10 protein-coding genes are annotated in these 12964 nt (G+C 67.7%); 5 read left to right on the top strand and 5 right to left on the bottom strand.

Going from position 1 to position 12964, the window contains the following annotated elements; all coding sequences use genetic code 11:
* Positions 1-87 precede the first annotated feature (87 nt).
* On the bottom strand, positions 88-2109 hold the full coding sequence (locus tag AC6LJ2_RS25490) for a ligand-gated channel protein (protein ID WP_263910816.1): 2022 nt from the start codon (positions 2107-2109) through the stop codon (positions 88-90).
* Positions 2110-2338: 229 nt separating this feature from the next.
* Between AC6LJ2_RS25490 and AC6LJ2_RS25485 the strand changes: the two genes are divergently transcribed.
* Together AC6LJ2_RS25485 and AC6LJ2_RS25480 are read left to right on the top strand one after the other, a co-directional pair.
* On the top strand, positions 2339-3034 hold the full coding sequence (locus AC6LJ2_RS25485; RefSeq protein WP_263911211.1) for a response regulator transcription factor: 696 nt from the start codon (positions 2339-2341) through the stop codon (positions 3032-3034).
* On the top strand, positions 3035-4429 hold the full coding sequence (locus AC6LJ2_RS25480) for an ATP-binding protein (protein WP_263910817.1): 1395 nt from the start codon (positions 3035-3037) through the stop codon (positions 4427-4429). It abuts the gene before it with no gap.
* A gap of 54 nt (positions 4430-4483) precedes the next feature.
* Here AC6LJ2_RS25480 and AC6LJ2_RS25475 read toward each other — a convergent pair whose 3' ends face one another.
* From AC6LJ2_RS25475 to AC6LJ2_RS25465, 3 genes are all read right to left on the bottom strand, one after another.
* Positions 4484-5302, bottom strand: a complete 819-nt coding sequence (locus AC6LJ2_RS25475) for a TatD family hydrolase (RefSeq protein ID WP_498152445.1) — start codon at positions 5300-5302, stop codon at positions 4484-4486.
* Between the two features lie 70 nt (positions 5303-5372).
* Positions 5373-6056: an ABC transporter ATP-binding protein gene (locus AC6LJ2_RS25470; protein WP_025136023.1), complete on the bottom strand. Its 684-nt coding sequence runs from the start codon at positions 6054-6056 to the stop codon at positions 5373-5375.
* The gene (locus AC6LJ2_RS25465; protein ID WP_263911212.1) at positions 6049-7281 is read right to left on the bottom strand and encodes a lipoprotein-releasing ABC transporter permease subunit; all 1233 of its coding nucleotides are present in this window, start codon (positions 7279-7281) and stop codon (positions 6049-6051) included. The genes AC6LJ2_RS25470 and AC6LJ2_RS25465 overlap by 8 nt, the downstream gene beginning before the upstream one ends.
* A gap of 178 nt (positions 7282-7459) precedes the next feature.
* Here AC6LJ2_RS25465 and AC6LJ2_RS25460 point away from each other — a divergent pair, with 178 nt between their 5' ends.
* Entirely contained in the window at positions 7460-8401 is a 942-nt protein-coding gene (locus AC6LJ2_RS25460; protein ID WP_263910822.1) for a hypothetical protein, read from the top strand.
* A complete protein-coding gene (gene recJ, locus AC6LJ2_RS25455; protein WP_263910824.1) occupies positions 8383-10083 on the top strand; it encodes a single-stranded-DNA-specific exonuclease RecJ in 1701 nt (566 codons plus the stop codon). Before AC6LJ2_RS25460 ends, recJ begins: the two co-directional genes overlap by 19 nt.
* A gap of 159 nt (positions 10084-10242) precedes the next feature.
* Here the strand turns inward: recJ and AC6LJ2_RS25450 are convergent, their stop codons facing one another.
* On the bottom strand, positions 10243-11553 hold the full coding sequence (locus AC6LJ2_RS25450) for an MFS transporter (protein ID WP_498152444.1): 1311 nt from the start codon (positions 11551-11553) through the stop codon (positions 10243-10245).
* 265 nt (positions 11554-11818) lie between these two features.
* On the opposite strand from AC6LJ2_RS25450, the gene prfB reads away from it, so the two are divergent.
* Positions 11819-12923 (top strand): peptide chain release factor 2 gene (gene prfB, locus AC6LJ2_RS25445; protein WP_263910826.1). Its coding sequence is split into 2 segments (ribosomal slippage): positions 11819-11899 and positions 11901-12923, totalling 1104 coding nucleotides; the frame shifts between segments, so codons are not numbered across the junction.
* Positions 12924-12964 lie beyond the last annotated feature (41 nt).

The raw sequence follows: 12964 nt of genomic DNA, 5'->3' as shown, positions 1-12964 counted from the left end.
TTGTTTAAAGGAACGTTTGTGGCCTTCCGAGGTGGCGCGCGCCCGGCCTGGCGGCGGTGCGCGCGGATGGTGCCCCTGCCCGAGGGCTTAGAACTTCACGCCCACGCCCAGCCAGTAGCGGCGGCCGTCTTCGACGTAGCCGTAGTCGTCATAGCCGACCTGCTTGTCGAACAGGTTGTAGATGCCGGCGTACACCGACACCTTCTTGTTGACCGCGTACGATCCGCCCAGGTCCACGAAGGTATAGGACGGCGCCACCAGCGACGATGCGGACGGGCCGGTGATCGGCTGGCTTTCCTTGCCGCGGTAGTTGACGCGGGCCCAGGCTTCCAGGGCGTCCGACGCCTGCCAGTTCACCGTGGTGGTGAACAGGTGCTTGGGCAGCTGGTTCAGCGGCTGGCCGGCGTACTGGCCCGACTTCTGCTCGGACTTGGTGAAGGTGTAGCTGCTGGTCACGGACCAGTCGCGCGCCAGCGGCAGCTTCATGCTGGCTTCCACGCCGCGCGACACCGCCTTGTCCACGTTCATGTAGGTGGTGGGGTTGGCGCCGAACTGGTTCGGCCCCTCGGTGCACTGCGACAGCGGGCACGCGACGCGGGTGATCTTGTCCTTGAAGTTATTGTTGAACAGCGTCAGGCCGGCGTTGAAACCTTCGCCATCGTCATACAGCAGGCCGATTTCCTCGGTCACCGACTTCTCGGGAGTCAGGTCCGGGTTGCCGTACATGTTGCCGCCGCGGCTGACCTGGCCCCAGCCGGCCACGGTCTGGCGCAGGTCGGGTGCGCGGAACCCCGTGGACACGCCGCCCTTCAGGGTCCAGCGTTCAGCCAGGTGCCACACGCCGTACAGGCGCGGGCTGAAGTGGCTGCCGAAGTTCTCGTCCTGGTCCATGCGCAGGCCGCCGGTCAGCGCGAAGCTGTCGGTCAGGCGCCATTCGTCTTCGGCGAACACGGCCCACTGGTAGCGGTCCACCTTGCTCGGGCCACCCGCCAGCTGGTTGCCGGTCTGGTCGGTCAGGCGCTGCGACAGGTAGCTGCCGCCCAGCGTCAGCATGTGCGACCCCAGCGGCAGCGACCAGCTGGTCTGCAGGTCCAGGTTCTTGATCTTCATCTGGCGCGAGCGATTGTCGAACTCTTCCTGCTGCACATAGCTGTCGGACACGGCCCAGCCCCAGCGGCCGGTGTGCGACAGTGCCCACTTGTTGCTGCGGTAGTCGGTCTCGGACGACGCCGGGCAACCGGTGCGCGCGCAAGCCTGGCCCGGCGGCAACGGCGCCACGGTCTTGCCCAGGGTGTTCTCGTACTTCTGGCGGCTGGACGTGGCTTCCAGCACGATGTCGTGGTCGCGGTTCGGCGTCAGCGCCAGCTTGGCGGTGATGTTGGTGGCGTTGCGCTTGCGGTAGCCATCGACGATCCTGTCTTCGTCGCGCTGGGTTGCCTGGCCGTAGATCTGCAGGCCCAGCAGGTCATTCTTGATCGGGCCGGCCAGGTAGAAGTTGCCCTGGTAGATGTCGCCCGACTTGCTGCTTTCCTGGATGGTGGTGTCCATGCGGATCTCACCGCCCCACTCGCTGGGCACCTTGCGGGTGATGATGTTGATCACCCCGCCCATGGCGTCGGACCCATACAGCGACGACATCGGGCCGCGCACCACTTCAATGCGTTCGATCGCCGAGATCGGCGGGGTCCAGCCGCCTTCCACGCCGCTCGAATCCGAGTTGGTGCGGGTTTCGCGGGAGTTCTGGCGCTTGCCGTCGATGAGAATCAGCGTGTACTTCGGCCCCATGCCGCGCAGGCTGATGTCCTGGCGGTCGCCGCCGCCGGTCACCACCACGCCGGGTACCTCGACCAGCGCATCGGTGACGTCGCGATAGAACTTCTTTTCCAGGTCCTGGCGCGTGATCACGCTGATGGACGCCGGCGCGTCCTGGATCTGCTGTTCGTAGCCGCTGGCCGTCACCACCACGGTGTCCATGACCTTGGGCGCGGCAGAATCCGCCGATTGCGCCCAGGCCGATTGGCCCATGCCCAGGCCCGCCGCGCACAAGGCGACGGTCAGGCGGGTACGCGGGCCGACTGCGCGCCGCGCGGCCAGATCGATGCTGCTCATGTTTCAGACTCTCCCGTCCCGGACAGCTGCCGCGCCCCGTGCGCAGCGCCGCCGTCCGCTTCGTATTTTTAATGAAAACTATTCTCATATTAGAATTGAGGGGTCCGGAACGCTGCAACACGCTTTCCTCAACTTTTATCTTCTTCGCACTTCTTGACACTTCGGCAGCCACACACCCGCTATGCTGCCGGCGGCAACAGAACCCAAGCGCATGTCCATTCCTACCCAAATGGTGACGCGCCGCATCCTGTTGATCGACGACGACGTCGACCTGGCATTGATGCTGCGCGAGTATCTCGACCCCCACCACGTCGACCTGACGTTGGCGCACAGCAGCGCCCAGGGCCTGCCCCTGGCCTTGCAGGACGGCTACGACCTGATCCTGCTGGACCTGATGCTGCCCGACGGCAACGGCCTGGACCTGCTGCGGCGCCTGCGCCAAAGCTCGCGCCGCCCCGTCATCATGTTCACCGCGCACGGCGGCGAAACCGACCGCGTGCTGGGGCTGGAACTGGGCGCCGACGACTACCTGGCCAAGCCCTTCAGCCCGCGCGAGCTCAAGGCGCGCATCTGCGCCGTGCTGCGCCGTTTCGAGGAAATGCCCGAGGCCCCCGCCGCCGAGCTGAACGTCGGTGCCCTGTCGCTGGACGCCGCCAGCGGCCGCGCCCGGCTGGGCACGCAGGAAGTGCTGCTGACCGGCGCCGAACAGCGCATCCTGGAAGTGCTGATGCGCGCCCCCGGCCAGGTGGTGCCGCGCGAACAGATCAGCCTGTACGCGCTGGGCCGCACGGCCGACCGCTACGACCGCAGCATCGACACCCACATCAGCAGCCTGCGCAAGAAGCTGCGGCTGGACCAGGCCGACGACGCCCCCGCCATCCGCAACCTGCGCGGCCTGGGCTACGTGCTGGCAGGCACGGCCTGAATGGCCTGGCTGCCCGTCCGTTCCCTCTTCTGGCGCGCCTTCCTGACCTTCTGGGGCGCCATGGCGGTCATCATGGTCTGCGGCATGATGCTGACCGCGGCCGTGGCCTGGTATCGCGTCGACTCGCTGGACGGCCTGAACCCCGGCAACCTGACCCGCGATGCCGCCCAGATCGCCCGCGCGGAAGGCGCCGACGGCCTGCGCCGCTGGCTCGAGGCAATGGACAACCGCTATTCGGCGCTGAAGATCTACGTGGTCGATGCCCAAGACCAGGACATCCTCAAACGACGCCTGCCCACCCGCCTGCACGATTGGCTCATCGCCTTTCGCGGGTCGCACGACGCCAACCTGATCGCCGCCCTGGACGTGCCCGCCGACCCGTCCGCCCTGCGCGTGTCCTGGTGGGACCCGCAACTGCTGGTGCTGCCGGACCACACGGAACTGCTGATGCTGTTCCTGCCCTACGACTCGTCGCATTGGGAAGTGCTGGGGCTGACCCCGGTGACGCTGGCGCTGTTGCTGTTCGCCCTGGCCGTGACCGCGCCCTTCTGCTGGGCGCTGACCCGCCACGTGGCCGCGCCGCTGGGCCAGTTGCGCCAGGCCGCGCGCACGTTGTCGGCGGGTCGCCTGGATACCCGCACGCCGCTCAAGCTGTCGCAACGCAAGGATGAACTGGGCCTGCTGGCGCGCGATTTCGACGCCATGGCCCACCGCCTGCAGGCGTTGGTGGATACGCGCGAACAGCTGTTGCGGCACATCGCGCACGAGCTGCGCTCGCCGCTGGCGCGCCTGCGCCTGGGCGTGGAACTGGCGCGCCGCAAGGACGAACGCCTGGATCTGCAACTGGACCGCATCGAACGCGAATGCGAACGGCTGGACGGGCTGGTGGGCAGCACCCTGCGGCTGGCCCGCATGGGCGCGCTGCCCTCGCCCACCGACACGCTGGACCTGGCCGACGTGGTGGATGACGTGGTGCAGGATGCGCGCTTCGAGGCCGGCGACCGCAAGCTGGGCATTGCCTGGACGCGCCCGGCGCCGCTGCTCGTCACCGCCGACCGCGACAGCCTGGCCAGCGCCATCGAAAACGTGCTGCGCAACGCCCTGCGCTTCACTCCGGCGGGCGGCAGCATCCAGGTGCGCCTGCTCGCCGATGCCGGCGAAGCCTGCCTGGAAATCGAAGACAGCGGCCCCGGCGTGCCGGAAAAAGAACTGGCCTACCTGTTCGAGCCCTTCTATCAGAGCACCGCCGGCGCCGCCGTACCCGCAGGCGGTGCGGGCCTGGGGCTCAGCATCGCCCGGGCTGCCGTGGCGGCACACAAGGGCCGGATCTCGGCGCGCAACGCGTCGCCGCGAGGCCTGAGCGTGCGTATCGAATTACCGCGATCGTCCGCCTGAGCCAGGCCGCCCGGGATTTGCCCGCCCGGCGCTGGGCAGGCGAGGCGGGCGAGGTCAGTCGGCGTCGGACAGTATGGCCGCCGACAGCCGCGGCAACACCCGCAAGGCATTGGCGGTGGTCGCCTGCGCCACCTGCGCCGGCGATATCCCCCGCAGGTCCGCCAGCACCTGGGCGATGCGAGCCAGTTCCCCGGGGCGGTTGCGCCGCTCGGGCGGATGCAGCCAGGCCGGCGGAATATCCGGCGCATCGGTTTCCAGCACCAGGTGCTGCAAGCCCACGTCGGTGGCGTGGCGGCGGATCTGCAGCGCCCGCTCGTAGGTCATGGCGCCGCCCAGCCCCAGCGCAAAGCCCTGGTCGACAAAGGCCTGGGCCTGCTGGGTGCTGCCGTTGAAAGCGTGCGCGATGCCGCCGATGCGATCGTGCCGCCGCAGGTACTTCAACAGGATGTCTTGGGATTTGCGCACGTGCAGCAGCACGGGCAGCTTGAACTCGGCGGCCAGCGCCAGTTGGGCGGCGTAGAAGCGTTCCTGCCGCGCCCGCGGTTCGCCGGACGCGATCTCGGGCACGAAGAAATCCAGCCCGATCTCGCCGATGGCCACGAAGCGCGGATCGCCCAGGGCGTCTTTGACGGCGCGGCGCAGCGCGTCCAGGTCGTCGTCGGATGCGCGCTGTACATACAAGGGATGGATGCCCAGCGCGTAGGCGCCGCCGGCCACCTGCGCCGCCAGATCACGCACCACCGAAAAATTGGCGCGCTCGACGGCGGGAATGACAATGGACTGCACGCCGGCTTCGCAGGCGTGCTCGGCGACCTGCCGGCGATCGGCGTCGAACTCGGCAGCGTCCAGGTGGCAGTGGGTATCGATCAGCATGGCGGGGCCTCCTGGGGCGGATTATCCCCCGCCGCGGGGCGGTAGGATACTGCCCGGGTCGGCCGACAACTCAGACCAGCCGGCCGTTTTCCATCAGCAATTGGCGGTCGGCGCGCGCCGCCAGTTCGGGATCGTGGGTCACGATGGCGAAGGCCGTGCCGGATTCCTTGTTGACCCGGGTCAGCAGCTCGAACATGTTGTGCGCCGTATGGCGATCGAGGTTGCCCGTGGGCTCGTCGGCCAGCACGCAGACCGGACGCGTCACCAGCGCCCGCGCCAGCGCGACGCGCTGGCGTTCACCGCCCGACAACTGGCCGGGGTAGTGGCCCTCGCGCGCCGCCAGGCCCACCAGGCCCAGCACTTCGCGCGCCGCCTCGCGTGCCTTGTCGCGGTTTTCGCGGCGCACGATGAGCGGCATCGCCACGTTGTCCAGCGCCGAGAATTCCGGCAGCAGGTGGTGGAACTGGTACACGAAGCCCAGGCTGCGATTGCGCACCGCGCTCTTGCGGGCTTCGGACAGGCCGACGGCCAACTGGCCGTCTACCGAGACCGCGCCGCTGGTCGGCACGTCGAGCAAGCCCAGGATGTGCAGCAAGGTGCTCTTGCCGGAACCGGACGCGCCCACGATGGCGACCATTTCGCCGCGCGCCACCGTCAGGGTGACGTTGCTCAGCACCTCGATGCGGGCCGGGCCTTCGTCATAGACCTTGACGATGTTGTCGGCATGCAGCGCCGGCGTCAGGGAATCAATCATGGCGCAGCACCTGTGCGGGTTGCAGGCGCGACGCGCGCCAACTGGGGTACAAGGTCGCCAGCAGCGATAGCACCAGGGACGTCAGGCCGATGACCGTGATGTCGCCCATCTGGGGGTCCGACGGCAAGGCGCTGATGAAATACACCTCGCGCGGCAGGAAGTGCACGCCCAGCAGGCGTTCGATGAACGGCACGATCACGTCGACGTTGTAGGCGATGACGATGCCGCCCACCACGCCCAGGAAGGTGCCGATCACGCCGATCAGCGCGCCCTGCACCAGGAAGATGCGGGCCACTTCGCCCGGCCCCGCGCCCAGTGTGCGCAGGATGGCGATGTCGGACTGCTTGTCCTTGACGGCCATCACCAGCGACGACAGCAGGTTGAACGCCGCCACCGCGACGATCAGCGCCAGGATCAGGAACATCATGCGTTTTTCGGTCTGCACGGCCGCGAACCAGGTGCGGTTGTTGCGCGACCAGTCGCTGGCCATGACGTACGGCGGCAGCACATTGCGCAGTTCGGCCGCCACTTCGGGGGCCTTCTGCATGTCGGCGATGCGCAGGCGCACGCCCGCGGTGCCGCTGTCGCGGAAGACCTTGGCCGCATCGTCGTTGTCCACGAAGGCCAGCGACGAATCGTATTCATAGTGGCCCGACGAGAACACGCCCACCACGGTGAACTGGCGCATGCGCGGCGCAAAGCCGGCCGGGCTGATGGAGCCCTGCGGCGCCATCATCAGCAGCGTATCGCCCACCTTGACGCCCATGCCGTCGGCCAGCTCGTTGCCCAGCACCACGCCAAAGCCGCCGGGCTTCAGGTCGGTCAGCTTGCCCGACACCATCTGGCGCGGCAGGTCCGACACGTTGCCTTCGGTGCCCGGATCGATGCCGCGCACCTGCACCCCGCGCAGCGCCTGCCCGCGCACCAGCATGCCCTGGGCCGCCACGAAGGGCGCGCCGGCCTTGACCTCGGGGTTGCGCTTGGCGGCATCGGAAAACTGCTGCCATTGCTCCAGCACGCGCTCGGGCGCCGCGCCGGGAATGTAGAGCTCGATGTGCGGCAGCACCGACAGCATGCGGTCACGGACCTCTTTCTGGAAGCCGTTCATGACCGACAGCACCACGATCAGGGCGGCGACGCCCAGCGCGATGCCCGCCATGGAACTGGCAGCGATGAAAGAGATGAAGCGATCGCGGCGGCCGCGTCGCTGGCGGATTCGAGCCAACCCGGCATAGCGGGCGCCGATCCAGAGTTCGTAGGGTATTTTCAGCACGTGCGCATTATGGCATTAACCGGCTGGAAAACCGCCCCGCGGATGTGGGATTGGACGACCAGCCGTGTCAACGTATGGCAATCGGGACCGGCCTTAGTTCCCCGGGCAGCCAGCGACTACAATCGCGGCCATGCTGATCGTCATTCCGGGCGCCTTGCCCGCCCTTCCCGTTGCCGCCGAACTGGCCAAGCTCCTGCCCCAGCGCGCGCCCACGCTGCACCGCTGGCTGCAAGCCGCCAGCGCCCGGGTCCAGGCCCACGACATCCGCGCCTACGGCTGTACGCCCTTCGAATCCTGGCAGCTGGACCAATCCGGCTACGCGCCCGAACCCGGCCTGCTGCAAGGCGCCGGACTGGGCCCGCTGCTGGCTGGCGACCCGGCCGGCAACGGCCCCGTCTGGCTGGCCGAGCTGGTGCACCTGGCCCTGGGCACCGACCAGGCCACCTTGCTCGACCCGGCCCTGATGGACCTGCGCGACGAAGAAACCGCCGCGCTGCTGGACACCGCCCGTCCGCTGTTCGACGGCACGGGCTTCACCGTCCAGCCGCTCTCGGCGGCGCGCTGGCGCCTGCAACTGCCCGATGGCCTGCGGCCGCAGACCGCCAGCCCGCTGGCGGTGGCCGGCCAACGCCTGAACGACTGGTGGCGCCAGGACACCGAAACCCGCCCCTGGCGTCGCCTGCTCAATGAAATCCAGATGGCCTGGCACGAGCATCCCGTCAACGATGCCCGCGCGGCGCGCGGCCTGCCGCCCGTCAATGCCCTGTGGCTGTACGGCGGCGGCACGCCGTGGCCAGCGCGCCCGGCCGCCCAGGCCGCCCACGTCCTGACCGCCCTCGAAGCGCCGCAACGCGCGGGCGACTGGGCCGCCTGGCTCGACGCCCTGGCTGAACTCGATACGCAGCTGCAACCGCTGGCCGGCCCCCATGGCCTGCCCGCCACGCCCGCCGAATTGCTGCTGCTGGGCGACGATCGCCGCGCCGCCCTGACCCTGAAACCGCGCGGGGGCCTGCTGGGCTTGCTGCCCGCCCCCAAGAAAAACTGGAGCGCCTGGTGGTCTCACCCCGCTTAACCGTCCGCCGGGCCGACCTGTCCGCCTGCCACGTCCTGGAAGCCTCGGGCATCCACCCCCTGCTGGCACGCCTGTGGGCCGCCCGCGGCGTCACCCATCCCGACCAGACCAAGCTGGCCTGGCCGTCGCTCTTGCCGCCCGCCGGCCTGACGCACTCGGCGCACGCCGCCGGCGTGCTGGCCGACGCCATCCAGGCCGGCAAGAAGCTGCTGATCGTGGCCGACTACGACTGCGACGGCGCCACCGCCTGCGCTGTCGGCCTGCGCGCCCTGTCCGCCATGGGCGCCGACGTCGACTTCCTGGTGCCCAACCGCTTCGAGACCGGCTACGGCCTGTCGCCCGCGGTGGTCGAGCTGGCCTGCCGCCACCGCAGCGGCAAGCCCGACATCATCATCACGGTGGACAACGGCATCGCCAGCGTCGACGGCGTGGCCGCGGCCAACGACGCCGGCATCGGCGTGGTCATCACCGACCACCACTTGCCCGGCGACACGCTGCCCGAGGCCCTGGCCATCGTCAACCCGAACCAGCCGGGCTGCGGCTTTCCGTCCAAGAACCTGGCGGGCGTGGGCGTCATCTTCTACATGATGCTGGCGCTGCGCGCCGAGCTGCGCCGCCGCGGCGTCTACGCGGCCGATGGCGGCCCGCGCCTGGACACCCTGTCCGACCTGGTGGCCCTGGGCACCGTAGCCGACGTGGTCAAACTCGACGCCAACAACCGCCTGCTGGTCACCCAGGGCCTGCAGCGCATGCGCAGCGGCCGCCTGCAACCGGGCCTGCGCGCCCTGTTCGCCGTGGCCGGCCGCGAACCGCGAACCGCCAACGGCTTTGACCTGGGCTTTGCACTGGGCCCGCGCATCAACGCCGCCGGCCGCCTGGCCGACATGAGCCTGGGCATCGCCTGCCTGACCACCGACGACGAGGCGCAGGCGCTGGAAATGGCGCGCGAACTCGACAACATCAACCGCGAACGCCGCACCATCGAAGCCGAAATGCGCGAACAGGCGCTGGCCGCCATGGAAGAACCCAACGCCGCGGCCGGCGCCACGGTCTGCGTGTTCGACCCGGGCTGGCACCAGGGCGTGGTCGGCCTGGTGGCCTCGCGCCTGAAGGAAAAATTCTGGCGGCCCACCCTGGCCTTCGCCCCCGCCGGCGACGATGAGATCCGCGGCTCGGGCCGCTCGATTCCCGACGTGCACCTGCGCGACGCGCTGGACCTGGTGTCCAAGCGCCATCCCAACCTGATCCGCAAGTTCGGCGGCCACGCCATGGCGGCCGGCCTGACGCTGGGCAAGGACGATTTTCCCGCCTTCGCCCCCGCCTTCGACGCCGCCGTGCGCGAACTGACCGGCCGCGACACCTTCGAACCCGTCATCGAAACCGATGGCTCGCTCGAATCGGGCTACGCCAACGCCGAAGTGGCCGGCATGCTGCAGCAACAGGTCTGGGGCGCGGGGTTTGCCGCGCCGCTGTTCCTGGACGAATTCGTGGTGCGCAACCAGCGCCTGGTCGGCGAAAAGCACCTGAAACTGTCGCTCGAACGCGGCCACCAGCGCTTTGACGCCATCTGGTTCGGTCACGACCAGTCGCTGCCGGAACACATCCAGGCGGCGTACCGGCTGGAGCAGAACGTGTGGAACGGGATGGTGTCGGTGCAGTTGGTGATAGAACACGCGGGTTGAGAGCCCCCACGCCGCGCACGCTACGCGCGCTTGCTGCCCCCCAAGGGGGGGTTTTTGCCTTGGGGCGGCCCGGCGGCAAAAAAACATCCTAGCCCCCGCCGGCCACATAGCAAGGGCGCTTCCCTCGGGAAGCGCCCTTGTTTTATCAAGCCCCGCGCGTTACTTGTTGACCAGCCTGGCCGGTTGCGCCAGCGCCACCAGCGCGCCCACCACCAGGCAGCCGGACAGCATGTACAGGCCGGTGTTGGTGGTGCCGGTCATGTCCTTGAGCCAGCCCACCAGGTACGGGCTGACGAAGCCGGCCAGGTTGCCCACCGAGTTGATCAGCGCGATGCCGGCCGCGGCAGCGGTGCCGCCCAGCACGGCCGTCGGCAGGCTCCAGAACAGCGGCAGCACCGTGCAGATGCCGATGTTGGCCACGGTCAGCGCCAGGATGGCCAGCACCGTATTGCCGCTCCAGACGGCCGAAAACATCAGGCCGACGGCGCCGCACAGGGCGGGTATCGCCACGTGCCAGCGGCGTTCGCGGTTGCGGTCCGAGTTGCGTGCGATCAGGATCATGCCGATCACCGCGAACAGGTTGGGCACCGCGGTCAACAGGCCGATCGCCAGCGGACTTTGCACGCCGGTGCTCTTGATCAGCGACGGCATCCAGAACCCCACCCCATACAGCCCCATCACGAACGAGAAGTAGATCAGCGCCATCGCCCACACCCGCGGACGGGTCAGCGCGGCGCGGATCGGCGGGTCTTCCTTGTTCTGTTCTTCGGCCGCGATATTGCGGATCAGCACGGCTTTTTCGTTGGCCGTCAGCCACTTGGCCTTGTTGATGCGGTCGTCCAGGTACATCAGCACCAGCACGCCGATGATCACCGACGGAATGCCTTCGAGCAGGAACAGCCACTGCCAGCCGGACAGGCCGTGGTCGCCATGGAAGGTGCTCATGATCCAGCCCGAGATCGGGCCGCCGATCAGCCCGGACATCGGCACGGCCGTCATGAAGAACGTCGTGATGCGGCCGCGGCGGGCGGCGGGATACCAGTAGGTCAGGTACAGGATGATGCCCGGGAAGAACCCGGCTTCGGCCGCGCCCAGCAGAAAGCGCAGGAAATAGAACATGTGCACGCTGGTCACGAACATCATGCAGGCCGAAATGATGCCCCACGTGATCATGATCCGCGCGATCCAGACGCGGGCGCCGACTTTATGAAGAATGATGTTGCTGGGAATCTCGAACAGGAAATAGCCGATGAAGAATATCCCTGCGCCCAGGCCGTAGACCGTCTCGCTGAACTGAAGCTCCTGCAGCATCTGCAGTTTGGCAAAGCCCACATTGACGCGGTCCAGGTAGGCCACGACATAGCAGACCACCAGCAGCGGCACCAGCCGCCAACCCACCTTGCGGTAGATCCGGTCCTCCTCAGCCGCCGGGATCGCCGGCGAGACCCCGGGGGCCATAGTGTGTTCCATCAACGTCTCCTCCTCTAACGGGATAGGCCGGCTGCCTGCCGGCATCTTGCGCGGTCCCGCGTCCCTGGACAGGGACATATGGGCCGGCCACCAAGCCTAGAATCCGACAGTTGACAAAAAACTGAACAACTCGCCCCTCTGCGCGCAAACCCCTAGAAGGCATTTCGCACCAATCCGTCCCCTTTGTTGCCCCCCTGGCCCGCAGCTCCGCCCCATCCACGGTAAAATGCCAGGTTTCGCACAAAAGTCATCAGACAGGATCATCATGGAAGCCGAACGTCAGAACCAGCTCGCAGCCCGCCTCGCCGACTACGCGGAGCGCGAACAGGCTCTACGGAGGTATCTTTGACTACGATGCCAAGACTGAACGCCTCCAAGTCGTAAACGCCGAGCTCGAAGACCCCGCCGTCTGGAACGACCCCAAGCACGCCCAGGACCTGGGCCGTGAAAAGAAAGCCCTCGAAGACGTGGTGGAAACGCTCACCGGTCTGGGCACGGGCCTGGCCGACTCGAACGAACTGTTCGAACTGGCCGCCGCCGACAACGACGATGCCACGCTGGAATCCATCGAAGCGGACGCCGACGCCTTCCAGGAAAAGCTGGAAAGCCTCGAATTCCGCCGCATGTTCTCCAATCCGGCCGATCCCCTGAACTGCTTCCTGGACATCCAGGCGGGCGCGGGCGGCACGGAAGCGCAGGACTGGGCCTCGATGCTGCTGCGCCAGTACCTCAAGTACGCCGAACGCAAGGGCTTCAAGGCCGAAATCCTCGAAGAATCCGAAGGCGAAGTCGCCGGCATCAAGTCGGCCACGATCAAGATCGAAGGCGAATACGCCTTTGGCTACCTGCGCACTGAAACCGGCGTGCACCGCCTGGTGCGCAAGAGCCCGTTCGACTCGTCGGGCGGTCGCCATACGTCGTTTGCCAGCGTGTTCGTCTACCCCGAAGTCGACGATTCCTTCGAAGTCGAAGTGAACCCCGCCGACCTGCGCGTGGACACCTACCGTGCGTCCGGCGCGGGCGGCCAGCACATCAACAAGACCGACTCGGCCGTGCGCCTGACCCACATGCCCACCGGCATCGTGGTGCAGTGCCAGAACGACCGCTCGCAGCACCGCAACCGCGCCGAAGCCATGCAGATGCTGAAATCCAAGCTCTACGAGCTGGAAATGCGCAACCGCATGGCCGAACAGCAGAAGCTGGAAGACTCCAAGACCGACGTGGGCTGGGGCCACCAGATCCGTTCCTACGTGCTGGACCAGAGCCGCATCAAGGACCTGCGCACCAACGTCGAAATCTCGAACACGCAGAAAGTGCTGGACGGCGACCTGGACCCCTTCATCCAGGCCAGCCTGAAGCAAGGCGTCTGAGTTACCCGCCCGTTCCGCCCACCGCACCCAGAGGGTCCACG

Source organism: Achromobacter sp. 1014246743, from assembly GCF_059760725.1.
The sequence above is the reverse complement of the archived record's forward strand: the minus strand, read 5'-3'. Positions and strand labels throughout refer to the sequence as shown.

Coding starts and splice junctions, on each gene's coding strand:
- AC6LJ2_RS25490 (WP_263910816.1), bottom strand. CDS start 2,109: ATGAGCAGCATCGATCTGGCCGCGCGGCGCGCAGTCGGCCCGCGTACC.
- AC6LJ2_RS25485 (WP_263911211.1), top strand. CDS start 2,339: ATGGTGACGCGCCGCATCCTGTTGATCGACGACGACGTCGACCTGGCA.
- AC6LJ2_RS25480 (WP_263910817.1), top strand. CDS start 3,035: ATGGCCTGGCTGCCCGTCCGTTCCCTCTTCTGGCGCGCCTTCCTGACC.
- AC6LJ2_RS25475 (WP_498152445.1), bottom strand. CDS start 5,302: ATGCTGATCGATACCCACTGCCACCTGGACGCTGCCGAGTTCGACGCC.
- AC6LJ2_RS25470 (WP_025136023.1), bottom strand. CDS start 6,056: ATGATTGATTCCCTGACGCCGGCGCTGCATGCCGACAACATCGTCAAG.
- AC6LJ2_RS25460 (WP_263910822.1), top strand. CDS start 7,460: ATGCTGATCGTCATTCCGGGCGCCTTGCCCGCCCTTCCCGTTGCCGCC.
- AC6LJ2_RS25450 (WP_498152444.1), bottom strand. CDS start 11,553: ATGGAACACACTATGGCCCCCGGGGTCTCGCCGGCGATCCCGGCGGCT.